Source organism: Adlercreutzia murintestinalis (assembly GCF_943192905.1).
GTDB classification, from domain to species: Bacteria; Actinomycetota; Coriobacteriia; order Coriobacteriales; family Eggerthellaceae; genus Adlercreutzia_A; species Adlercreutzia_A murintestinalis.
On the sequence record NZ_CALPCC010000001.1, the window covers coordinates 123903 to 149582 of the forward strand.

Consider the following 25680-nt stretch of genomic DNA (forward strand, 5'->3'; position numbering starts at 1 on the left):
CCTTCATATCAAAACTCGCTTTCGCAGTCCTAGCCTTCGACCATGATGGTCACTTGCGCATTCACGGCGCCGACCTCTTCTTCTGTGTCGGGGTCGAGCGCATGGAAGAGCGCTGTTGCCTGATACGTGCCCGGATCAAGGTCCTTCAGAAGCTTCGCGCTGGTTATGTGGTGGTTAGGCTCCAATACTCCCGATTCGTAGAGCACGTCTCCCGTTTCATCTTCGGTGATCACGCAATCAAGCAGATACCGATTACCTGGCACGTTCTCTATGCGCACTTCCCCTTCGCTCTCTCCATCAGGGAATATCATCGTATGCGCAATGGAGATGTCGAACATGCTCTCATCTACCACGCGGTTGAGCTCGGCTTGTATCTCGGCCTCGGTCTTACCATCAAGCTGGCCGAATTCCGCATCGCCGCTACGCATGCGCCCCGGCATATCGATATCGGTGCACATATACAAGCTCAGCAGCGCCGCTATGATGATCGCAATGAGCGCAACGATGATGGTAACGATGCGACGACGCTTCTTTGATCGTTGCTGGGCCTCCAGCTTCGCACGCGCGGCGGCGCCCATATTCGCGTTCATCTGTTCATTCATCGGTGTATTCAATGCGTATCCTTTGCCGTAACTGCGTCCAAGCGCTCTCTGTGTCTTTGAACGTTACGTTCCCGCTAGTTGGTTTCCGCCGGTATGATGGTGTAGGTGATGTCGAATGCATGCAAAGCCTTCACCGCTTCGGCCGGTATGGGCGCGGTCACCCGGGAATTGAAGCCTTCGATAGTGATGCCCATGACCCCGGGCTGGATGCTCCCGTCGTTCGTTCGCTGGGCAGCATCTATGGTGAGGGGATATCTATGCATGATGTCCATATCAGGCTCGGTGATCCCGTCATCCGTTACACCTAAAGGCCCTATAGGAGTAGTGCTGTTATCAGCAAAGAGGCGAACGAACAACTGACTGATGTATCCCTCGTCGGTATTCTGATCGAAAGTCGGCTGCCCACCCACCCATTGGTAGTCCTTGAAGCCGAAACCGCTTGGTTTCGTCTGGCCGGGGTGCTCGGGGTCGGGTATCTGGGACGTTGTATGGATGCTCTTCACGCGCACCTTGAAATCAGAGAAATTCTCTATGCCATAGCCTGACCCCGATCGGGATGGACCATCGGCACTGGCAGAGCTTCCAGCCACCGATGCCTGCGTACGCGGGTCGGGACCTGAGAATTCGCCCCCATCCCATGTGAGCGCAAGCGCAACGCGCACGGGTACTGATACCCTTAGCTGGGACGCGCTGGCATACATAGCCACATTGCTTCCGGCTGAAACATCGCTCGCACCGCTCTGTGGCTCATGCACCGTATCATCTCCCACCGCAGTAGCAAACGCCACAGAAGGCGCTGCGCACAGAGCGCATGCTAGCGACAGGGCGCATGCGCATACACGAATACCTCTTAATATGATTCGAGCCATGTTCATCCTCGCTCTGTCTTGGTTCTCCTAGAAGGGCTTTTGGATCTGTTTCAAAGCCGTTTGCTGACAACACGGTCTGGGGTGTGTTGCCAGCAAACGGCCTGTTGCCGGGTGCCCGAAACCCGGCAACAAGACCCTTGTTACACGTACTGCTTACACACCGATGGTGTAGGTGATGTCCAAAGCCTTGGTGGCTTCCACGGCCTCAGAACCGATGCTGCCAGCAAGCTGGGAGTTGGTGCCCCCGATGGTGATACCCATGACGGTGGGAGTGACCGTCTCGCCCTGCTCGGTCGCGCGGCCGATCGTCCACGTAACGTTCTGGGTAGCCTTCAGGTTAGTGATGGCAGCGCCAGACGTACCCTCAGCTGTATTGGCCACCGGAGTCAGGCTCAGAGCCAGACCAGCGGTCTTGCCAGTCGGGGCAGCAGTGCTGCTGGTTGCAGCGGAAGTGAGCAGACCGAACTTGGCATCCACAGCAGCATCGACCTTGGACACCTTGACCGGCATGCCGCCCAGGTTCTCGATGCCATAGCCGCTGCCCGAACGCAGCACGGCAGGGGTCGTATCGTCTGCAACCTGATCGGTCGTGGATGCGGTCGTACGAGGATCCGGACCAGAGATCGGGCCGCCAGCAGCGGTCAGAGCCAGAGCCACCTTCGTGGGCACGGAAACCTTGATCTGACCCAAGCGGCTAAACACGCCCACCTCGGTCTTAGCACCGGTGATGGAGGTCTGACCATCAGCAGGCACATACTCCTGGTCGGTGTACTGGTTCTCCAGGTTGTCTGCCGTTGCCTGGTCGCCGATGATCGAACCCTGATCGCCGTTATCCAGCGGAGCGGCGAACGCGGGCACAGCGGTACCCACGGCCAGCGCGAAGGCCATCGTAGAGGTCAACAGTGTCTTCTTCAAAGAGCTCTTCTTCATTTGTTGTTCCTTTCGTCTTTTTCCCTTTATCGTTCATCCAAACGCAGCTTGCGCTGCTTCCTACATGGCCGCTTCCTATCTTGGGCCGATAGAGAGCGGCTTCCGCAGCGCATCTAACCCATGCGCTCGGAATGGAACACGATGCATACCCTTTATTCATCACCTCCTTCGGTTGACTCCCCTACAGAGATGACGACCTGAGCATCAACAGCTCCGATCTCTTCATGGCTTTCTCGGTCGAAAGCCGTGAAATGAGCGACAGCCTGATGTATGCCGTCGTCAAGGGGGTAGGCAAAGGTGATGTCCTCGAAGTAATTGCCAGGAGCCACCAGCTTCGATTCGAAGATGGGATCATCCTGGTTCTCCGGGACGAGAGAGACTTTCAGATCGTAGTGATTGCCCGGCACGTTCTCTATGTATGCTTTGCCGGTTCTGCCATCGGTAGATTCGATGACGCTGGCAATGGAGATGTCGAACATGCTCTCATCCACCACGCGGTTGAGCTCGGCCTGTATCTCGGCCTGCGTCTTGTTGGGCGCGATGCCTTCGAGCGTGCCGTCATCATAGAGGTTCTCGGGCTGGTTCAGCGCGAAGAATGCGCCCACGCCCGCACCGGCCAGCAGCAGCAACAAGAGCACGATGATAAGAATGCGACGCTTGCGCTTCTTCTTGCGCTCTTCCTCAACGCGCGCCGAAGCGGCGGCTGCAGCCGTTGCCCCTGCGCCCGCCGGGGCGTTCAGCGGCGCAGGTGCGCCGACACCCAGTGTTGCACCAGGCACCGCACCCGCACCCACGCTCGGTGCTGGTACTGGTCCGCCCGCGCCGTTCGAGGGCATGTTCGATGTTGACATGTTATTCGGCAGGTCTGTCATTTCGTCTCCTATCCCGCTGTCCCTATATGGCAATTCCCAGGGCCCCTACCCTGCGAACACTCCTAATAAGAGCAGCGCAAGCGCTGCCGAACGCACGGCATGTGCGTGCATATGAAAGAGATGCGAACGTGCAGATATAACGCGCGGACACACAAGCGCACCGCGCCGAAGCCACATATTCAGTTGCTGGGATGCAAGCTGCAAAAGCGCTGCACGCTGATATGGCGCGACGTAACGCAGTTACAAGATAAGAAAGGATGCGTGTATACAGAAGACCGAACGACCGAGCGCTGGCTGCATATGACAACATTCCACGGCAACTGTACCTGAGCATAGAGGAATACCCCTTGGCTCTGCCGTGTTCACGCCTGATGGGCGAGTCTCATAACACGGTGCGGCTATTCAGTTGCTATTTGCGACGTTGTCTCAAAACGTGTTTCATTTATACTAAATGGGCGATTTATTTGCAACCAAATCGTTATATTCGCCGACGACATCACCATAACCCCACATTGCCGCATCCAGTTCTACCCTGTATAATGCCATTCACTGGGACTGGCCACAGAGGCCCTGGTCCTACCCGTGGCGGGGATATTCCCCGCCATTTCTGTATCAAGGAGCATTTACCTTGGCTGACCTGGGAATATTCATCGATGAATCCGGCGATGTCGGTTTAGATTCTTTTAGAAAACCATTCAAGTCAAATAAATAAAACTAGGAACATCCAGCTGCTATCACCATGCGCGGATTGTGCAACCGAAGCGCCTCGCGCTGCTTGGCAGATGCAACATGGGTATTGTGGCGATGCATCATTGTGCGCTTTCGATCGCACTTTCAGTCTCACTGTTACACTCTACGCCCATGCGCATCGCATCATTCTGCGACGTGGATCATAAGAGGACCCGCCATCTGAGCCACCACATGGCCCGTCTCGGGATCCAACGCCGAGATCGTAGCTGTGCACGCATGGTCGCCAGGTTCAAGCGGGACATCAAGAGATGCCTGAACAAGGCACGTGCCCGGATCAATGATGCCGCTGGTATAGAGCGTCTGAGCGTTCTGGTTGAGCAGAATGCTCACGCGTATAGGGTAACGCCAATCCGCATCGTTTTGGATCAAGAGCACCGCCGGGGCAGTGCCGTTCTCCATCTGAACTCGCGCCGCAATGCTCGCTTTCACGGTTATGGTACCCATCGTGGATCGCAGCCGTGCGGCCGCGCGATCCTGATAGTCTTTGGGCAGCGCACCTGCCTGCGCGTCTTTATCGCGTCCAGCTTGTGGGCCAAGGGCCTGAGTGGCCAAGAAAACCCCTGACATGGCAGCAATAGCAACCAGGAAACAGAGCAGAGCGACATTAATGGCGCATCCGTGTCCCGTGCCCTTCGACCCCTTTTCGCGTTCGGCATGCTTTCGCGCCATGCCTGCGTCCTCTCTGTCTCGCATAGCTGAACTGCGGCCCAACAAGCGTTCTAAGAATCGGACTGAACGAGCACGAATAGGTCGCCGCAGTCGGTATACCAATTGATATGCTTGATGTACTTGACGAGCGCATAGCGATAAGACCCGTCGTAGTGCTTCTTATCGTGCGTGAACCCATCCCCTGCCTTCGTGCATGCAGCAATTTCGAACGTGTCCATATACCAATCATTGTTCACGTAGACGACCTTATCTGTCCGGTCGAACCGATCAGACGTCACCAGATACTTCGCCGTAGAGAACCCGGCCTCTTCGAGTTCGGCCTTGAGCGTTTGCCCATCGTGCAGCTTGCTCGTCAGCATCTTCGCCTCGGTCGTGTTGAGGTAGCAGCCATCCCATGCAGTATCTGCGCCGCCAGAATAGCCCCTATAGGTATATGCCCTGAACGGAGAGGAGGCGTGGACGGTCGGCTTCGTCCACTTGTTCGTGACCGACTGGAAGCCCTTGTCCCATTTGTCGGCCGTATCGCTGCCGATGAGCGAGGTATACCATTTGCCCGTGGTGTTGCAGTAGTGGCGCAGCCCATCATCGGAGATGTAGCAGGAAGGATCGATCGCGCGCGCCTCGTTGATGATCTTCTTGACCGTTTCGCTTTGCTTATCAAGCTCGTCCAGGTAGTTCTTGTTGCCCGTCACACCATAGGCAATGGTGACCATCGTGTACCCATTGGCCCAGATGGACGCCAGCTTGCTGCGGAAATTCTGACGTTGCGCATACGTTTGGCTTCCCCAATTGTAGGATTGGGACATCAGGTCGTCATACACGAGCACAAGGTCGTGCCCCGTTGACGAATCAGCATTCGTGATGAGGTAGAACAGCACACCCATATCCGTGGCAAGATTGTCGATGAGCGTTTTTTCCTGTTTCGCGAACTCTTGAGTCATCTGCTGACGCTTGACCGGATCGTCTTGAGCAAGGATCTCCTGCACCTTATCTGAGAGTTGAAGCTCTTCCGTCTTGATGCGGGCCGCCAACTGATTCGCATTGTCGATAGTGATGCGGTTCTGACCTACCAATACGTCGTTTGACAGCATGCTGATCTGTGCTGAGAGATCCGATATCTGCTCCTGCAAGTGCCCAAGCTCGTCCATGAGGTCGCTCATCGTGGTGTCATGCATACCGATGATGTACTCATAATATGACTGCCACCCGATATCGACGATCTTATTCAAGAAATACGAACCGGTGGAATCGATAAGATCATCTATGATCGGTATACGCGCGTTCCCGCCCGAGCACACCACAACCGTTGGTTCCACATCAACAGCTTGGCCCACCGCATCTGGCACCTCAGCTACATCAACCGTGACGATGCCATCTTCGGGCACAGCATCGCTTTGAAGAGCTATATCATACGTGCCGTCCGCGTTGCTTCTGAGCTCCCAATCGGGAGTGCTCTGGCCGTCCACCTGCACCACCACATCATCGGGCGTTATCTCGGCAGTGGAATTCTTGAGATCAGCCTCGAACACCACTTCGCCCGTTTCCTCTTGCTGATACCCTGGTGACAAAGCCAACCAAGGGTCGGGAATCTCAAGCGAGCACACCACATCGGTCCCGAATTCATGAGCGTCACCCGCAAGCGTCACCTGCGCATCCGAAAGAGCTTGCATCCCTTCGCTGGGAAGGTGGATGGTCAGCTCCATCTCGCTTGCGTTCACGGAGCGAACATCTTCGATCGAGCAACCATCGGCGTTTTCCAAAGAGAGATCTTGGGCCGATAGCGATGCGGGCAGCGTCAGATCAAACGCCACCAACACCGCCTTGAACGTGCCGCCTTCCACCTTCGACCGTTCAGTATCAAGCGTGAGAGCGGGATGCGCGTATACGACCGCCACCTCGTGAACATCTTCTGTATCGGAGGTGTCGTTCGATGCTTGCGCGGATTCCGCCCCGGGTGTGCCGTTCGATGCTTGCGCAGATACCGCAGGCGGCATGGTTTTCCCTTGCGCGTCCGCGCTTGGTGGCAGCGTCCCCACATTCCGCTCTTGCTGTTGGGTACCTGCATTCGGCTCGGCGGTTTGACCTTCATACACCCCATTCATCAAGGCCTCAGCTGTTTCAAGCTCGTCGTCACCTATGTCCTCATTGACGTGCGTTGCATCATCAGGCCATTGCACATCTTTCATGCTGTTTATCTCGTCGGATGTGTATTCCCTCCGGCTCTCTTGGGGAATATCATCGGTCGAGATCACCTCCGACGGTGCGAGCACGTCCCGCACAGACGATGCGGCAAGACGTACGTATCCAAGCGTAGCCCCATTGTTATGCGCATCAGGGTTTCGCTCAAGGGTCACCCTGAGCGTTGTCTCATCGATGCGATTCGCTGTGACCACCTGCCACGATGCAAGAGCGCCCCCGAGCGAAAGGGCCTCCCCCGACACCGTGGATGCGAACCGACCCTCATCGCAGATAAGATCGAACTGCAATTCATCAGCATGCGAATTCAAATACGGAGCATCCAGCGACAACGTATCGCAGCCATCATCGAAATCGGCCCAGCGAACGTTGCCGGTGACCTCATTCGCGCCCGTATCCGCAAGTGGTTCGGGCTTTTGACATGAAGTCAGCGGCACCAGCATCCCCGCTGCTAATGCCAGCGCAAGAACGCCTTGCAAGACCGCCTTCGGACGAGGCGCAAGGTGGCATTCTGCATCATTGTTGTTCCTGCGGATGCAGCAGAGCGCGTGGATTCGCTCAAACATGAGGGCAACCTTCTCTGTGCTGCGCTCTTGCCTGAGCGGCAAGTCTCAAAGCGCATGACCATTCGGTTGCTATGTACGGCGTTGTCTCAAACGCATCTCATTTTATAAGATGCGCGGGCGCGTATTCGGGATTCATAGAAAGTTCAGAAGCGGCATGCCGAGGCAATGGCATGCCGGAACAACATGACGAAGCAACAGCATGCCAAAACGTCGGAAGCAACTCATAGGCAGAAGCATGGGCATACACCCATAAATCTCCAAACTTGATAGCGCTGGTAGAATCCATCGTTGCCGACTCTCAAGAAACAAGATGAATAGCCTGGAGCAACGGAACGCGTCCACCAATCCGTACCAGTTGGCAAAGCCACGTCGCCTTCTGAGGGTGGAGAGGCCTCAACCCTCGACACATCCCAGTCCGGTCCTACGCTCTTCTTCAGCCATACCTCGTTGGCGTAGTTGGCAGATTCTGCCCCCGATATACCCTTGTTCTGATAGAACAGGTATTGCTCATCATGTCCTCCCCCGGAGCCCTCCTTCGCGATCCAAGAAAAATTGCTGTAATAATCCCTATCGCCTGACAGCTCGAAATAGCTCGCGAGGAACATCTTGTCAGCGATCAACGTGATGGAGCCGGAGCCGGTTCGGGTGGAACTGAAGAACTTCACCACCGGCACGATGCTATCTTTGATCTGCATCTTCTCTAGATAGGTGTCGTTCGCATCATCGACGTCATTGGTTACCGTGTTCAGAAGGCTGCGCATGTCCTGCGCATTCTCGCCACCCCAGCCACCTTCGCTAGAACTCCCACTCGCCGCCAGAGGCGAGCTCCCGATCAGGTCGCGGAACTGGAACGTGAGCCCTACGCGATCGCCTTCCCGATACGCCCAGCTGCCGAATCCGAACGATTCCGCGGCATAATCTTGGTTGAGGCCTATGATGCGCACGGGCCACCATTGCCCGTCATACCTGACAGCGCACTCGTAGTCGCCCTCGGGTGCCATGGACGTAACCAAAGCATGATAGCGGTTGTAGGTGTCGCTGCCTTCAGCCGCGGCGCCTGAGCCCAGCGCCTTCGAGTCGACGCGCACTTGCGCGAGGGTGTATGTCGTACCTGCCCATGGCGCGAGCGCTGCGCTTTGGGGCTCATCGGCAATCTTCAGGTAGAAATCGGACAGTGCTCGCTCGAAGGTCCAGCTGATCTTCATAAGGTTGCGCAGCTCGGTGCGCTCTTTGGTCGCCTCTATCACGGCATCTTTCAGACCCATATCTTTCATGTTGAGGGTCATTGAAGTGCTCACATGATCACCGATGCCGAACACGATCCCCTCACGCAGATCCTCAGAACTCTCAGAGTAGATGCTTTGTGTACCTTCCACATTGGGCACCCAAGACATCTCCTTGCCGACAAGGGAAAGCTTGGCAGTGTTTCCCTCCCCTACCTCGAAGTAGTTATTGAGACCCGCAGCATCACACGTTGCCTCTTTGATGCGCACGCCGATGTTGGAGTTATTCACGAACTCGGCGCTTGCTTGCACCTCTCCAAGCTGCTGGATGTCGATCCCCGCATCGCCTCCCAGGATGAAGCTTGTCGGCACCGTGACGTTGATCGTTGGGATATCGGGCATCGCACGCCCATCCGCAGATGCAGCTGTATCTACAGGCTGTGTTGCCATGGCTGCTGAAGGTGCAAGGGATATCGCAAGTGCTACGGCCATGCATGAGCAGATGATCGCCTTTGCTCTTAGAGCGATAGATGCTGCTTTTGTTCCTCTTGCAAAAAGCGTCGGTATCGTGGTCTTGGCGGTGATGGGCAATGTCGCTTCTGCCCTCTGATCGTTTCTTTTGCTAATCATGGGTCACATCCTTAGCTGACTTGGCGGTATGGACGATCTGGGTGGAGACGGTGTTGGCGTTTGTTGTGTCAGGTGTCTTTTTGGCATCTGTTGGCAGATCTCCCAAGGGCACATCTGCCGGAAGCGTCGCGGAGAGCTCTAAGGGTGCACTCACACTCTCAAGTGCACTTGACGTTTGGACAAGGGGAAGACTTGTCAAGACAGTTTGTGCGATGTGGATCAGGTAGGTCACAGTACCTACCGCAAGCGCTATCCCGCAAAGCAGAGGTGCGATCTTGCAGAACAGATCAAGACCGCAGTTGCCATATCCTGGCGGAAACCCCTGCATGCGAGCCTGCGTGATACGACTGCGCCCTTCGATCACGCACATGTCCACACTATCTTGCACGGGCTGTGCGCACTCGCACGCCTTCTTATCCATCCGGCGTGGAGCGCGCGTCCCGTATATCATCTGTTCGGCCTCGTATCGATAGGCCGCACCTCGCAAAAACGGCATAGCTTAAATGCCCCTTTTCTATCCGCCCACCACATCGCGCGCGAGCTTGATGGTGTAGACGATCCGCATAAACTTGGTGTTGGCATCTGTCGTGCCAAGCGCCTCATCGGCGTCAGTTGGCAGGTGTGCGAGCGGCACATCTACCGGAAGCGTCATAGAAAGCTTCAAGGGCAAAGCGGAGCTCTCCGTTGCACTCGGTGCTTGCGGCAGCGTGAGGCTTGTATCGGATGCAGTGTCGTTTGCCTGTCCGGTACTGCCAGAAAGCACACTATAACTTGTCGCATCAGGTACACCCACGCTCACGCCAAGGCCATCTGTCTTGCCTGGGAACACGCGCGTGAACGCATCGCTATTGATAACGCCTGATATTTGGGTGATGCGGGCCTCATCACCATAGTTCACGATGCGATACTGGCCAGCCTCAGTTCCTGCATCTGGAGTGAGCACTTGGCGCGTGCTACCGGTCGACTGCGCCCAGAAGGCAACCGCTGTGGGCACACCTACCCGAAGGGCTAACACATCCCAGTGAGCAACGAGTGTGATGTGGCGATATCCAGCTTCGTCCTTTGGCGGAAGCGGGATGCCAGATGTGCCATCGACATCATAGCCTGCCGCTTTCAAGACCTCCTTGACAGAAAGATCATTTTTCCCATCGGCATCAGCATCCACGAAGCTATACACTCCTTGCCCATCAGCGCTGCCCGGATCTTGCTGGTTATTCACGTCATCTTTGAGATACCAATAGGTGACCCGATAGCGTGGGCTGCCTGATGCGTCTGTGGCCTCGGCTGTGAACTCATCTAAGGCCTCATTGATATTGACGCGCATGTCCGTTGGCATCGTGACGACATCACCTTCTGCCCAGGCCGTCCCATCGGGACGGGTGCCTTGATCGAAGGCAAAGGAGACACCATCGGCTACCCAGATCGGATAGAAATCATGTCCGTCAGAGGGATTCCATACCTTGTCAGTTGCGCTTAGGGTCTGACCATCCCAGGAAAGGTAGGCATCCGAAGCCATCGCGCCTTCTAGCCCCCAGCCCGCAAACGTATAGTTTGCACGCTCTGGTATCTGAATGGCACTGCCATCAGGCAAGCTCGTATGCAGCGATCCTCCCACATCTGCTCGGATCAGCTGATCTTCTTTCATGTCTCCGGTAGCATCGGTGGCATGCAGCACCACCTCAGCGCTCCAGCGCGCATAGAGCACCGTTTCATCGGGTGCTATGCCAGTTTGCGCATCTAGGATACCCCAGGTCTTCGTGCGTGTTGTCTGCGTGCCGTCCTCGGCAGTCACAGTCTCTGTCACAGGCTTGCCGTCACCCTCGAAGTACTTGGTGCCGCCTGTCAAGGCATCGAACCAGCCCTCCAGCTGATAGCTCACCTCACCTGATGCGGCCTCAGGTGCGATCATAGCGCCAGTGAGATCCTTCAAGGTCGATCCATACACCACATCAACAAGCTCATCGATGTCGCTCGGTATTGTCGCATTGGCATCTTCTGGGAAGTTGTCGTTAAAAGTCACCTTGCCGATAAGCATATGCATCTTGGATGTCACATCAGTCTGTTTAATGCCAGAGGCTACCTCTGGATCGGTCAGATCGTTGTTGGGGTCATCCGGATCGTATTTGGGGTCATCCGGATCGTATTTGGGATCATCCGGGTCGATCGTCGTCCAATGAGCGTAGTAGGTGGCATCGTGTTTGGGCATCTCTGTCACCTCAACCCCGCCTAAGGCATCAGTGAACCAGCCTGCAAAGGCATAGCCTGTGCGATATACCTTAGGTGCACCCAAATCGAATCCGCTCTTAAACGGCAGGGTCTTCTGAATAGCCCCGCTTTCAAGGGCGCTCCAGTCATTATCGGCAAAGGTGCCACCCATGGGAACAAGGGTGATCGTCGTATTCCCACCTTGCCAGATAGCAAACAGTTCGGTGGTCTCTGAAGCAAGGCCATCTTCTCCGAGGGCTGCCTTCCAAAGGGCATCTGCCACAGGGGTGCCATCAGCCTCGAAGTACTTCACGAGCGCACCGTCGTCACTCTCGTAGGCTCCCCAGCCCTCAAGCACCCAGCCATCGATGGCAGGTGCGGTATAGGTGCGCCCAGCGCCACCGAGCGCTTCTGTGATCGGTGCACCCCACGCGATCGCATAGTCGCCCTCAAGGTTGCTTGCGCTCGTTGCCACCTCCCCTTCAGGCACGTTGTCGTTTAAGGCAATGGTCGTTTGCATGAACATCTTGCTTGTCACATCGGTCTGTTTGGTGCCTGCAGCCACCGCGCCCTCATTAGCCGGATCATTGTTGGGGTCATCCGGGTCATATGCCGGATCCTCTGGGTCATACTTTGGATCATCTGGATCGATGGAGATCCAGTGCGCATAGTAGGTGGTATCACGCGTGGGAAGCAGCGTATCTGCTCCCACAGAGACTCCGCCTATAGCATCGGTGTACCAGCCTGCGAAGGTGTAGCCGAGCCTGTAGACAACAGGTACTTTCTCAGCCCCGATCGTCGCACCGCTTTGATAGTGCTCGGTAAACGAGTCTGCTCCCTTGACCTCGCCTCCGCATGCGTTCCACGTGATGTTGACCACGTTACCTGCCCAGTGCGCATAGAGCGTGAAGGGTAGCTCGTGTCCCTGCTCATCTGTGGGATAAGCATGCTTGTCCCACGCCTTATCAGAGGTGCCATCAGAGGCAAGGTAGCGATGCTCAGATACCCAGGAAGGATCATCTGTGCGCGTATCGTTTTCGTCCATAGGAACATCGTAGAAGCCCTCGAGGGCGAAGTTTATGCGCGTTGGCAACGCATCAGGAGCAGGGGTAGCAGCCCCATAGGTCACCGTCTTTGTCCCCAGATCATCCTCTTCTGGAGTGCCTCTGTTCGCATCGTATTTGAGGCTGTAGTCATTTGCCTTCCAATGCGCATAGAGGGTGTGTGTTACCGGCACGAGCTTAGTTGCGGCATCAGTGTGCTCCCACACACGCGTTTTCGTCTCGGTGCCATCGGTGTAGGTGGCAGGCGCACCTGTCGCATCGAGATAGCAGGTAGCGCCATCTTCTTTGCCGTCATACCAGCCGAGGAAGGTATATCCCTCCTTGGCAGGCTGCACTTTGTCTGCGATGGAGGGCACCGCATCCATATAGTAGGCAGTGACGCTGCCGTAGTTATCATCGGATGTCTCAGCGCCCGCTCCTGGTGCAGCATCGAAGTTGGCATCGAAGGAAAGCTCGGTCTTCATATGCACGCGCGCCTGCACAAGGCTTGCCCCGTTCGCATCCGAGCTGCCGTCATATGAGCGCTCCCAGTGTGCCCAATAGACAGCTCCAGATGCTGTGGGAAGAGCACTTGTCTTTGTGATCTCATCTCCTCCAAGGGCTTTTGTGAACCAGCCGACGAACGTGTAGTCATCACGCGTGATAGAGGGTATGACACCATCGAGGGTAGCGCCTGCTGCGTAGCGGGTCTGTGTCATCTTGTCAGCATCAGCGGTATCTGCGAACGTGCCGCCTTGGCCCTTCCAGGTGATCTGGATGTTGTCTCCTGTCCAATGAGCATACAGCGTCGCATCGCTTGGCTTGTCCCACATCTTGGCGCTCGTGCCATCAGCATTGGCATATTTGTGTGCGCTGTCATACTCGGCAGTATGTTCAGCTGAGTCCGCCGCCTCCTCGTCGTACCAGCCAATGAGCGTAAATCCGGCACGAGTGGGACCCGTCCCGTAATCTGCAGGCGTTGGAGTTCTGTCTCCGAAGGTCGCATTCGCCTCATAGCTTTGAGGCATGCCGCCTTTTGCATCAAAGGTGACCTTACACCCCTCTGCGCTCCAGCGCCCATAAAGGGTAAAAGCGTCAGGAGCAAGGCTGCTTGAATCAAGCTTATCCCATATACGGGTGCGCTCGGCACCATTCTTATCGGTATAGGTCGCAGGTTCTCCCGCTGCATCCAAGTATTGGGTGGCATCTGCGCCTTTGCCGTCATACCAGCCAAGGAAGATGTTGCCATCCTTAGAAGGTGCGGTCTTGCCCGCAAGATCAGGAACTGACCTGCCATAGGTTGCGATCGCATCAGCGAAGGTGGCGTTGTTGCCGGTGCCACTGCCAAAAGACCCTTCCCAGTTAGGATCGTATGTGATGGTCGTTTGCATGAACAGCTTCGAGGTCACCTTGGTCTGGGCAAGGCCTTGAGCCGCATCCTTATCGTATGCGGGATCATCCGGGTCGTATTTGGGATCATCAGGGTTCTCTGGATCATTCGATGTCCAGTGCGCGTAATAGGTCGTGTCCTCGCTTGGAAGCGGCGTTGCCGCATCAACGAGCGTACCCCCGCCAAAGGGTGCGCTGTACCACCCGACAAACGTGTAGCCCTCACGCGTGATAACAGGGATGTTGTCCTGCCCTATGGGAGCACCTGATGCGAAGCGCTTTGTGTAGATACCAGATGAGGTGGTATCGAAGGCACCGCCTTGCGCATCGAAGGTGAGTGTGATGGTGTTGCCAGACCACACCGCATACAGCGTCGCATCCCCATCGATATCCCAAAGCTGACCCTCTGTCGGCGTGCCATCGGCCTCAAGGTATTTCTTCGATGTCGTATCGTCGGCGTTGTCGGCGATCTTGTTCGCATACCAGCCAACAAGGGTAAAGCCAGGCCGCACAGGTGCTGCATAACTATCAGGGATAGGAGCAGCTGCTGCATAGGTGGCAGTCTTGTCAGCATACGTTGCAGGCGCACCCGATGCATTCAGACCACCTTGCGCGTCGTATTTGACGGTGTAGGTCTTTGCCTTCCACTGAGCATAGAGGGTATGGGGGATCTCTTTGCCAGTCTCATCGGTGGCAAGCACATGCTTGTCCCACAGCTTCACGCTCGCACCGGTCGCATCAGCGTATTTGGTACCCTGCCCAAGCGTTGGTGAGTCAAAATACCCTTGGAGCTCAAAGCCTACGGCCGCAGGCGCGCTCGTATGCGCGATGGTAGAGGCTTGCCCGTAGGTGATGTCAACTGCCTCTGGCAGATCACCATCGGTGGTGCCGCCGTTGTTGTCCGGGAAGTTCTTGTCGATGCTCACCGTATAGGTATTGACCTGCCAGTGCGCATAGAGCTTTTGTGCCTCTGTGGTGTCCTTATCCCATATCTTTGCATCTGTCCCATCAGATGATATATAGCGGTGAGACACGTCGTATGCATCGGTGTGATCCGTAGATGATGTTTGCGCCTCGTCATACCAGCCAAGCAGCGTATACCCATCGCGTGTGGGCATCGTCTTTGGCACAGGGACTGCACTGTCGTAGGTCAGGGTCGCATCTGCATTGTTCGCTGGATGAGCGTTTCCTGTTGGGTCTTGCGGGAAGGCATCATCGTATGAGACCTTAGCGGTCTTTGCGACCCAGACCGCATGAAGCGAGGTGGAGTTGGCGGTCTTATCCCATACCTTGGCAGATGTGCCGTCAGCATTGAGGTACTTGTGCGCTTTGTTGTAGGCATCGTCATAGACAGTGCTTGCGGTACCTGACTCGTCATACCAACCAAGAAGCGTCCAGCCCGTCTTTTGAGGTGCTGCATATCCAACAGGCGTCACTGTTGCAGCATCGAAGGTCATCTCGGTTGCCGGATAAGTGCCTGCCGTATAGCCAGACACTGACCCTTTGGTGCCCGTGTAGTCGTTATCTGGCGTTCCGAAGTACTCTTCTAGGTGGTCAAAGAAGGTAGTTGGCTGATAGACATCTGCCTGCCAGACCGCATAGAGCGTCTTAGCTCCGCTAAAGGCACGGTTATCAGGGAAGGAGGTGAGATCTGCTTGCGGTGTGCCATCCACCGTCTTCGTGAAGTAGGCAGCGCTCGTATCCGTTGAGGTCTCTGCATACCCCATGAACGTATAGCCTGTGCGGGTAGGTGCTACGATCGCATCAAGCGTTTCTGTGTCATCTTTCGGATCGCTTGTCGCATACCAGCCTTTTCCGGTCCACTGGTATATCTCTTTGGTGGTATCTGCGGCTTGCGTGCCGCCATTGGCGTTCAAGGTCACCTTGGGCACGGCATTTCTCGTCCAGTTCGCAACCCAGGTCTGCGCTGCCTCAACACCCGAAGGTGCGCTTGAGGCAAGCTTCGCAGACCAGAGTTTGGTGGTGGCATCATAGGTCGGGGATGTGAGGCATACCGTGGAGGTGTCCTTGCGCGTGAAGCTTGTCAGGGTGTATCCGGTACGCTCGACGCTTGCTATCACATCGTTTGGCTTGAGCAGGTGGATAGATGCCTCATCGATGCCGCCATCTGAGACCGGCTCGTCAAGGTCTCCGCTTGTAAGCGCATTGCATCCCGCATCACCCAGAGCAAAACACAGGTTTACGCCGGGATTGCTACTAGTAAGCAAGCCTTTGGCTTCCTCAGAGCTCACATGTCCCTGCTCATTGATGATGGTGTACTCGGTCTGACTGCCAGGCCAACATGTCCGCAGCCAATACCTATCCCCCAAGTACTGCACTTCATTTGGCAAACCGTCACTTTCGGGTATGGATTCCACCCTTGAACCAGACCAATCCGGCAGACCCGAGGCATTCTTCACATACCATAGATTGACCTCGTCTTCTTTGCCGACACCCTTATTGGCGTAGAAGAGGTACTGGTACGTCGGCCCGGAGATACTGCCATTAAAGTTGTAGACGCCTTCGCTGCCTAGCCAACTCTCAATATGATCTGAGAAGAGTCTATATATCTCGCTGTCTCCAAGCACTTCTCTTACGCTGGGGACAAAGAGCCTGTCGCGTGATGAGAAGAGTTCCATGTTGTTGGAAGAGGATTGGTCTGCCCCGTAGAATTTATTCACCGCGATGATGCTGTCGACTAGGCTCGGCATCGTCTCCCATATAAAGGAATCGTCGTTCACACGATTCCTCAACTCATTTTCAGGGCCTCCCCAGCCTCCAGCATTGGGGCTGTCCCACGAGTGGTTCATGACGCCGGTGGTTGGGCAATCAATGAACTGGAAGGTGAGCCCGACAGTGTCCCCCATCCTATAGTTCCCATGATTCTCCGCAGCCATATCTTGGTTGAAGCCTATGATGCGCAAGCCCCGCATCTGAACACGGCAGTCGTAGTCTGCTTCCGGTGCGCGCGAGGTGACAAGGGCGTAATAGAGCTCATAGATATCGCTTCCCGGTCCAGCAACGCCTGATCCAAGCGCGCGTGAGTGCTGTTTGACCTCATCAAGCGTGAAGGTGCGCCCCGCATAGGGTTTTACCGCCTCGCTTATCGGATTCTCGCTGATGGCAAGATAGAAACCCTCCGACTTGGGGTCTTTCTCATCCTCTTCCTCTTCAATGGTGATGTATCCATGGTTTGCCCAGTAATAGATCTTATCTGGTGTAGGCGTTGTGGTGGCGCCATTGCCATCGAGTGTGACCTCATAGGCCCACTGCGCATAGTAGGTGGTATCCACAGCCGGGCAAGCGCTCGCTGACGTGATGCGCGTGGCATCCGATTTGTTCTTATCGGTGTACCACCCCACAAAAACCGCACCTTGCTTGACAGGTACGGATCCCGGCATGGCGACCTTGTTGGCAGAGGTGGCGCTTACACCTGTGGCGAACGTTGTTTGGGTGGTGAGCACATCTGTCGCGCCATCAACGTTGCCGCCGCCCAGATCCCAGGTAAGCGTGATGTCTGCTGGCTCCCACTGAGCGTAGAGCGTGAAGGCATCAGGAGTGAGCTTGGTTACCGAATCGGTCACATCAAAGGCGCTGAGCGCAACACCACCAGCATCGGTGGCTGTGCCATCGGCGGCGAGATACTTGGTGCCACCTGATGCTGACCCATACCAGCCCTTAAACGTCCATCCGGCCTTGGTGGGAGCTGAGGTGTAGTCCGAGGGCTTGGGGATGGTCTTGCCATAGGTAGCAATCACTGAGGCATACGAGCCGCCCGTCGCCTTGCCGTTTATGGTGGTATCACCTCCGACGTTGGGGAAGTTCGCATCAAAGCTGACCGTGGACTGCATGAACAACTTAGAGGTCACACTTGTATTCTTAGCACCTTCAGCATCCGGGTCGCCCGTTGTCGTGTAGTGGGCGTAGTAGGTGGTGTTTTGGGGCGGGACGAGCGTAGATGTCGTGACCTTCATGCCACCGATAGCCTGGGTATACCATCCGTCAAAATCATAACCTGCCTTCGGGTTGATAGCCGGGATCTGTTCTTGGGTGAAGGTATCGCCAGTGTGGTATCCCATCGTGAGGCTTCCCGCAGAGCTGTTCTGAAAGTCTCCGTGTTCTTGCGCATCGAAGGTGATCGTTACCTGTATGCCTATCCAATAGGCATACAGCTTCGTGTCATCAACCTTATCCCAGTTGTGCGCGGAGGTGCCATCGGCATTGATGTATTTGGTAGCCCCTGCAGGAATCGGGGCGCTCTCTGCGATCTGGGTGTCATACCACCCGCCAAAGGTAAGGCCAATGCTCGTGGGGGCTTTGTAGTCAGAGGGGCAAGCACTGGCACGTCCTGCGGTCTGCGTTGCGGTCCCGAACAAAGTGCCATCCCCTGAAGCTGCATCGTTCAAGTAGAAGGATGCCGTCGTTTTGGCATAGAGCTTGGATGTCACCTGGGTGCCCAAACCCTTGTCAGGATCTGCGGTTGATTGCCAGTGCGCATAGAAGGTCTTGTTCTGCGCCCAGTCAGGGAACAGCGAAGTCGAGCTATCGACCTTGGCCCCGCCATAGCGCGCATCATACCAACCAAGGAAGTCATAGCCTTCGCGCACAGGATCGCTTGTGGGCATGATGCGATTGAACTTCTGAGCACCCCAATCAGAAGAATAGGCTTCACTGTCACTATAGGTTGGCTGACCGCCTATCGTGCCACCTTGGGCATCGAAGGTGTAGGTGTAGGTGTCCTTTTGCCAATGAGCATAGAGCGTGGTGTTCTCAGTCTTATCCCATACCTTGTTGTTGTAGGGTCTGCCCTTCGCATCAAGGTATTGGGTAGCGTTATTGTCTTTGCCGTCAAACCAGCCTATGAGGGAATAGCCTATGGTCTTAGGAGCCACACCCGACGCGGATGCGCACACGCTGTTATAGGTCATCGTGGCGGTATAGGTCGTGCGCGTCGAATAGGGAGGCGACGCTGCCGCTGTCGGGTTCGCAAGCTCGTCGATCATGTCGTTGAAGGTGACGGTATAGCGACTGGGAGTCCAATAAGCATACAAAGTAATTAGAGGCCAGTCACCGTATGTATAGTCATCGTCCTCGTAGCATATATCCCACTTCTCTTTTGTAGGAGTGCCATTTGCGTTGTAGTATTTGGTGCCCTCACCGTTCTCCTTGGTGAAATAGCCTTGAAAGTCATATCCGGCACGGGTAGGCGCCGTCACCGACTCCATGTCTTCTTCATAGTCGAAGCCGCCGTAACTCACATATCCCTCCCACCATACGAGGGCGAGGCCAAAGCTTTGTGGAACCCAGTAAGCATAAAGAGTTGCATCGGAGGTCTTATCCCACACATGAGCAGAGCTGCCGTCCTCGTCGTAGTACTTAGTGCCCTCGAATGACGAGGCGCCTGGATTTCGTATCCGGTCATAGTACCCCCGGAAAACATAGCCTTTACGCGACGGTTTCGTGATTTCCGGCATAGCAGATCCCTCAGTGGCTTGAACCTTATCTGTGCCGCCCGTACCCGTTTGTTTGTCAAATGTGACCGTATAGATGCCACGCCAAACCGCATTAAATGTGACCGATTTCGTACCGTTCGAAGAAAGCTGATTCATCTCCTCGGCACTGATGGTCTCACCTGCTGCATATACCTTAGTGCCACCTGAAATCTGCCAACCAGCGAAGCCGTAACCGTTCTTTTTAAGCGTGCCCTCATTGGCTAACGTATGTGAAGAGTCGTAAGCAAGCGACACAGAGGCAGGAGCGCTACCCGCTGTATTGCCGTTGCCGTTATAATTCACCGTGTAGCTGACTGGGTCGTAGTAGAGCTTGAGCACAAGAGAGCCATCGCCATCAATATTGCCCGATTCCTTATAGCCGGCCGCAAAGGCGTTTATGCTGTATCCGATGATGGCTTTTTTCTCAGCGGTTGCCGTGGTGTCTGTCGTTCCTGTCTTGCTCACTGTATCCAGCAAAACGTACTCGTTCTTGTTACGGTCCTTCTTGTAATATTCCACTTTATAGGCAGATTGACCTGCTTGCCATTGGGCCTTTAACAGCACAGCCTTATTGCCGAGTTCGGACAGCACCTCTATTGTCGAGGATGAGATGCTGTTACCGTTTTTGTAAAGCGTATCTATGCCATCAGCCTTCCAGCCTAGGAACTCGTAGCCTGCTCGCGTAGGATCGGTTTGTAGCGAGTAGTCGCTACCGCGCTTGACATTCTCTCTCGTAGAAGCGATGTTACCATAGTTCACGTCGAATATGAGCGTGTAGGTATCCTTTGAGCCATACAGAGCCCAGAGCTCGCTTGAACACGAGGTCAAGGGCACAGTGGCTCCTGGCAAACCAATGAAGTAGGCATCTGTGTTGGAGTAGGGATTCTTGTCATACCAAGCAATGACGTTTTGGTCCTGGTATGTGTAGGAAGACTTATCTAATACAACATTAGCGGTTAGGAAGGAATCTCCTATAGATATCGGGACCACCTTGTCCTCAGTCACGCCCTTTCCATCAGCCTTGTAGTTGATGTTGTAGTATCCATCCGTCCAATGGGCATAGAGTACTATGCTGGGGTAGGCAGGGTCTGTGCCCATAAATCGATAGTCCCCTTCTACCTGCCTGCCGCTCCCATCCAGTATCTTGTGACCGCCTTCTTTGGCCGTATACCAGCCTTCGACCATACTGTTCTTCACTCCGGCATCGCTACATGCTTGCGCCATGATGGACCAATAGTTGCTATTGTCGTCTAGGCCCATATTCTGATCCAGCGGAAGGTAATTGGATTTCCTACTTGCAAGGCCAAGGGAAAAGTAGGACTGAGCCTTGGTATCGTTCAGCCCGGGCAGGTTGACGTTGTATGTAATATATCCCTCATTGTAATAACCTTCGAAGTTCGCATTATCCCCTCGGCGACCGGTATGCGTAATAGTTCCGTCACTATCTGTGACGAAATACCACCCATCGGCAAAAAGATGCGGGAGTCCATACCCACGAAATGTGAACGTATCGCCATTGGAAGAAGTTAGGATCTTCGGAGGGAGAGGAGCCTTGTTACTAACCGTATTGGTCGCTGGGTCAATATATATGGCGAAGTCTGCTTCGCTTCCACCAGTGGTATACCACTTCCGCATCTCATCGAATATGGTCTCTCCTGTTACAGGATGGTAAACCCTGAATTGTGCATCTAAGGGCATATCGCCGCCGTCATGTTTTCTATATGGCCATACCGCTATATTGGGAACCTTTCCCTTATAGGGTCGGGTGAACGTCTCATGCAAGGTGAACTCCAGCGATGTGATAGCCCTGTTCTTCACCATAGCGTCGATCTGAGACATCGGCTCCCACTCCATCGAATAGTCGACGTAGCATGCATGAGAACTACTATAGATATGGGTAGCATCTTGGACATCGCTCATTGCGGTGTAGTTGTATATGAGCAAATGGTCTCCGCCGGGCTTCAGCGCAACGGTCTTGCCGGATTCTGGTACGTATCCGCGGTAGTTGTACTCGGTGTAGGTCCTAGAATCCCAAGCTGACGAGGTATCCTCTTTGAATTTGAAGTTCAGATCCGCGTCAGCACCGTCTGTCTTGAACTTCACATCCACTGTCGTGCCAGCGTTCCTGGTCCAGTGCGCATAGAGGGTCGTTAAGGGCACGTTCTTATCCCAGCTCCTCACGGAATTCCCATTCTCGTCCAGATATCGCCTTCCGTCCGTGGGGTGGTCGTACCATCCAGCAAAGGTAAAGCCGTTCGCAACAGGATTGCCCCCGTCAGGCTTAGGGGTAGGGCTTCCCACAGAAACAGTCTTACTCCCATAGGAACGGCTCTTCACTCCGTTCTCGTTATAGACGATGGTCTGTCCTGACCATTGGGCATACAGTGTTGTTGCTTCCGTTTTATCCCATTCCCTAACAGAGGATCCATCGGCGTTGAGATATTTATTGCCTCCGGCTCGAGCATCATACCATCCCAGCAGCGTCAGCGAGCCATAGGATGGACCTGATCCGTAGCCATCAGGCGCAGGTGTAGGATAATAACCCGGGTCAACTCCAGAAACTCCAGAGAGCTTTGGCTGGTATGAGTAACCTTCTGGCCCATTTACATCGTACTTAATATTAGCCCACTGGGCATATAGCGTAAAAGTAGAGTAAGACTTATCCCATTTCCGAGTCGATTTACCGTCACCGTCAACGTATTGATTTCCTCCGTATTTAGAGTCGTACCATCCGTTGAAGAAGTAGCCTGACCTTCTGGGACTGCCGGATGGAGAGTTCGGGGTGTCCAACCCCATCTCAACGACTCTGGTGTTACTACCCGATAGGGCGCCTCCGTTCGGATCATACGTTATCTGCGTTCCCCAGTGCGCATAGAGAGTGGTATTCTGCTCTATCCTGTCCCATTTCTTTACCGCCTGGTTATTGTCGTCTATATACTGATTGCCCTTGCCGGCAGCGCTTTGGTCGAACCAGCCAGCAAAGTAGGATCCTGACTTCGTGGGTTTTGAAGGGGGTGCGGGTGTATTTTCTCCGAGCACTGCATAGGCGGTATAAGAGAACGAGTTGCCGCCATTGGAGTTGAACGTGACCTTGGTTGCCCAATGTGCATATAGAGTGCATGAGTTTGTGGTCTTGTCCCATTTCTTGACAGAAGCTCCACTGTCGTTTAGATACTGCGTGCCACCAACGGCAGCATCGTACCATCCCATGAACTTCAGCCCGCTGCCGTGAGAGGGAGCCATAGGAGCTGACGGGGTAGCCTCACCGAACTCTGCCATCTTGCGCTCTACGGTGTATGCATTACCACCGTTGGAGTTAAACGTGATCCAAGTACCGGTAACTTCGTACTCAGCGATTATGATTATGAAATTGTCGCTTCCGCCGATGCTGCATGCGATATCCTTCGATGGACTGAAGTTATTGTCAGCATCTGTCACCTGGACTTTGGCACCACCCTCGCCACAGCTACTGAGGAAGCCCTTGAACTTGTGCCCGACATAAGCGGGAGGGGTGAAGATCTTATTCACCCAGTCCAGATAGTACTTACCATTCTTCTCCACGAAGCGGACCTCGGTCTTGCCAAGCTCCTGGATGCCGTCCGTAAATGGGTCATTAGCGTAGAAGTAGGCATTCCTGGTCACGGTAGCTCTTGTATTCGCGCTGCTGCTGCCCCACTGCGCATACAAGGTTGCACCTTCGAGGCGGTCCCACTTCTCGGATGAGCCCCATACGTCCCAGTCAGCCTGGGCACTGCCGTAGGTCTTGCCGCCTTCTGCCATGTCGGTCCAGCCGAGGAAGGTGTAGCCTTCAAGCGTTGGCTCATCCCCGTCGGGCAGCGGCGTATCCTCCCCGAAGCGCACGGTCTTGGGAGCATATTCGGTGGGGTTGGGCTGGACCTCTTCGCCTTCGGGCACATTTAGGTCGTAAGAGATAGTGTATTCCTCGTCTGCTTCTACCGTGATGCCAAGGGTGGTGCCAGAGGTTATGGGCACATTAGCAGCAGAAGCAGTATCTGTACTTGCATCTGCATCTTTGGCAGCGTCGTCAGCGTTGCCAGAAGCATTCTGCGCAGCGTAGATGGGTGCGCTGAGACGAGTGATGTTCGAGGTCAGATCACCTTCATCTGGCAGCGGATAAAACCTCTTTATCGTCTATGTCCACAATCTGGGACACCTGGGAGGCCTGAGCGGTAGTCTCGCTCGCATCGGCAGTCTCGGCTTCCGCTGCCTCTGTAGACAGCTGCACGGTCTGTTGCGTGATGCTGGACTGCGCCATAGCGGTCCGCTGTGTGTCCTCCATCACATCAGAGAGCACCACTTCTTCCGAGTGGATGTCGGCAGATGTAAAGAGCGTTCCATCTGACTTCATGGGCGTGGTGGAGCCACTGCTTTCGGCAGCCGAAGCTGGCACAGCCGGGCTCATGGTCATAACAAGCACGACGGCGAGCAGGATTCTGATCGTCTGGCTCGCCTTTGACTTCGCTATGTTCATCGCTTCTCGCATAATAGTTCGCCTTCACTCATCTGCGGGATACATGCTTGGTGGTGCCTTCGTGGTGTTCGCCTTAGCTTTTCAGCTTCGCGAATGTCCACGTGAGCGTGATCATCTGCTGGGAGGTGTCCAGGCCTGCTTGCACGAGCTGCTCCACATTGAAGGACGACCCTTCCAGCCCGAGCTGCCAGCCAATGCCGACCAGCTGGCCCGATTCCATCTTGAACCGATAGGCGGGTTGCGCCGCATCGTCAGCGAAGATGCTGCCAGTGCCGTTGCCTTCGCTGGTCCATTGGATGGGAACAGCGGCAGCAGCTGGCTCGGCTTGCGCGCCTTCGCTGGTCGCGTCGGCAGCGTCGGCTGCTTGAGCGTTATCGGTCTGCACGGCAGTCTCGCTCATGGCGAGCGTTGGTGCGCCGGTGAACACGGTGTTGATGCTATTGGTTGAGCACGTGATATTGCTGATGTAGACGGTGCTCTTGGAGTTGTTCTGGAAGCTGCTGTGCCCCTCAAGGGCTGCTGGAAGATCCTGGCTGAGCTTGAGGGTGGAGTTGCCCTCGGCTGTTGTCAGTTGCACGTTAAGCGGAATGGTGACGTTCACTGCCGATTCCGCAGCCGCTTCGAGCACGCTATCAGAGGGGGCAGCGATGTTTTCAGGGGCTTCTTGATCTACGTCCTGATCAGCATCTTGATCGGCATCGTCGCCGTCAGCGCCTCCCTCCGAAGGATCGCCCTGGTCGGGTGCTGGCTGCTCGGTAACGTTGACGGTGGAACCGCTGGAGTCCAACGGCAGGTCTACCGCGCCATCTGCGCTGGTGGCATATGCGTATAAGGGGATCATGGCGGCCACCAGTGAAAGAGCGGCCAGAGCGCCTATGAACTTGCGTGCACAACAACGATATCTGAGCATGGTGAACTCGCCTTTTGCTCTGTTGCGTTCACGCCTTGCTGGCGTCTCTCAGAAACGCAACGTTGATATTCGGTTGCTATGTACGACGTTGTCTCAAAACGTGATTCGTTTATACCTATATTGGCGACAAATTGCAATCGTTCTGTAACCTACATCTATAGAAGTTCCACACCAGAAGCCTTGGTGCTCTTCTTTGCTAGAATGACAACGCCAGCAAAAGTCCGTGTGCGGGCGGCGCCTCCTTGAATGAAAGGAGGTGATAGCCTATGAGTCTACATTTGCTCTATGAAATCCTGATGGCCTTAGCTGCGATTGCCACCGTAGCCGGGTTCGTACTCGAAGCCGTAAAGGAATATAGGGTTAAGGCTCAAAAAGTGTGCTCTTTTTGATGAACAATCGCGAGGTCAGAACTGATAGATCGATGCTTCAAGTTGTGTCGCACCAACTTTTCACTGGCTCAAAAAGTGTGCTCCATTAAGCATTGACACACCTGCTCAGGCAAGCTTTTTCGCAAGAGAAGTTGCCTTGAGACAGGAAATCCGCGTGAATAATCCAAGATGCGATCTGTGTGGGCGCGCCATGCGCAAGAACGGGACCACCTCATCAGGCAAGCAGAGGTGGCGATGTGGCAAGTGCGGGTCATCTTCCGTGAGGAGGATAGACTCACGGGCCAAGCGCCTTGATATGTTCCTGCGCTGGCTTCTCTCCAAGCAGACTCAGTCCGACATGGGATGCTCGCGCTCTACGTTCAAGAGAGCGACGAGAGAGTTCTGGGAGATATGGCCCATTGCTCCCTACACCGGGGAGATCTGTGATGTCATCTTCTTGGATGGCATCTGGAT

Annotated in this window: 13 protein-coding genes; 2 read left to right on the forward strand and 11 right to left on the reverse strand. The window is 54.9% G+C overall.

Annotated features, from left to right (window positions below; all coding sequences use genetic code 11):
• Positions 1 to 29: 29 nt before the first annotated feature.
• From NFR19_RS00450 to NFR19_RS00480, 7 genes are all read right to left on the reverse strand, one after another.
• Complete coding sequence (locus NFR19_RS00450) at positions 30 to 614, reverse strand: hypothetical protein (protein WP_251211804.1); 585 nt, start codon at positions 612 to 614, stop codon at positions 30 to 32.
• A 62-nt stretch (positions 615 to 676) separates the two neighbouring features.
• Complete coding sequence (locus tag NFR19_RS00455; protein ID WP_251211805.1) at positions 677 to 1264, reverse strand: hypothetical protein; 588 nt, start codon at positions 1262 to 1264, stop codon at positions 677 to 679.
• A gap of 360 nt (positions 1265 to 1624) precedes the next feature.
• Complete coding sequence (locus NFR19_RS00460; protein ID WP_251211806.1) at positions 1625 to 2401, reverse strand: hypothetical protein; 777 nt, start codon at positions 2399 to 2401, stop codon at positions 1625 to 1627.
• Positions 2402 to 2553: 152 nt separating this feature from the next.
• The gene (locus tag NFR19_RS00465; RefSeq protein ID WP_251211807.1) at positions 2554 to 3273 is read right to left on the reverse strand and encodes a hypothetical protein; all 720 of its coding nucleotides are present in this window, start codon (positions 3271 to 3273) and stop codon (positions 2554 to 2556) included.
• Positions 3274 to 4146: 873 nt separating this feature from the next.
• Positions 4147 to 4692, reverse strand: coding sequence for a hypothetical protein (locus NFR19_RS00470; protein ID WP_251211808.1), 546 nt, complete (start codon positions 4690 to 4692; stop codon positions 4147 to 4149).
• Between the two features lie 50 nt (positions 4693 to 4742).
• Positions 4743 to 7367: a hypothetical protein gene (locus tag NFR19_RS00475; protein ID WP_251211809.1), complete on the reverse strand. Its 2625-nt coding sequence runs from the start codon at positions 7365 to 7367 to the stop codon at positions 4743 to 4745.
• Between the two features lie 308 nt (positions 7368 to 7675).
• On the reverse strand, positions 7676 to 9127 hold the full coding sequence (locus NFR19_RS00480; RefSeq protein WP_251211810.1) for a DUF6273 domain-containing protein: 1452 nt from the start codon (positions 9125 to 9127) through the stop codon (positions 7676 to 7678).
• On the opposite strand from NFR19_RS00480, the gene NFR19_RS00485 reads away from it, so the two are divergent.
• Positions 9126 to 9287: a hypothetical protein gene (locus NFR19_RS00485; RefSeq protein WP_251211811.1), complete on the forward strand. Its 162-nt coding sequence runs from the start codon at positions 9126 to 9128 to the stop codon at positions 9285 to 9287. The genes NFR19_RS00480 and NFR19_RS00485 overlap by 2 nt on opposite strands.
• Before the next feature lie 12 nt (positions 9288 to 9299).
• Here NFR19_RS00485 and NFR19_RS00490 read toward each other — a convergent pair whose 3' ends face one another.
• From NFR19_RS00490 to NFR19_RS00505, 4 genes are all read right to left on the reverse strand, one after another.
• Positions 9300 to 9803, reverse strand: a complete 504-nt coding sequence (locus NFR19_RS00490) for a hypothetical protein (RefSeq protein ID WP_251211812.1) — start codon at positions 9801 to 9803, stop codon at positions 9300 to 9302.
• An 18-nt stretch (positions 9804 to 9821) separates the two neighbouring features.
• Positions 9822 to 23429, reverse strand: a complete 13608-nt coding sequence (locus NFR19_RS00495; RefSeq protein WP_251211813.1) for an InlB B-repeat-containing protein — start codon at positions 23427 to 23429, stop codon at positions 9822 to 9824.
• Between the two features lie 127 nt (positions 23430 to 23556).
• Complete coding sequence (locus NFR19_RS00500) at positions 23557 to 23940, reverse strand: hypothetical protein (RefSeq protein WP_251211814.1); 384 nt, start codon at positions 23938 to 23940, stop codon at positions 23557 to 23559.
• Positions 23941 to 24001: 61 nt separating this feature from the next.
• A complete protein-coding gene (locus NFR19_RS00505) occupies positions 24002 to 24838 on the reverse strand; it encodes a hypothetical protein (protein ID WP_251211815.1) in 837 nt (278 codons plus the stop codon).
• Between the two features lie 543 nt (positions 24839 to 25381).
• On the opposite strand from NFR19_RS00505, the gene NFR19_RS00510 reads away from it, so the two are divergent.
• Positions 25382 to 25680, forward strand: a 299-nt coding sequence (locus NFR19_RS00510) for a transposase-like zinc-binding domain-containing protein (protein WP_432762708.1), incomplete at its 3' end; no start/stop codon positions are given.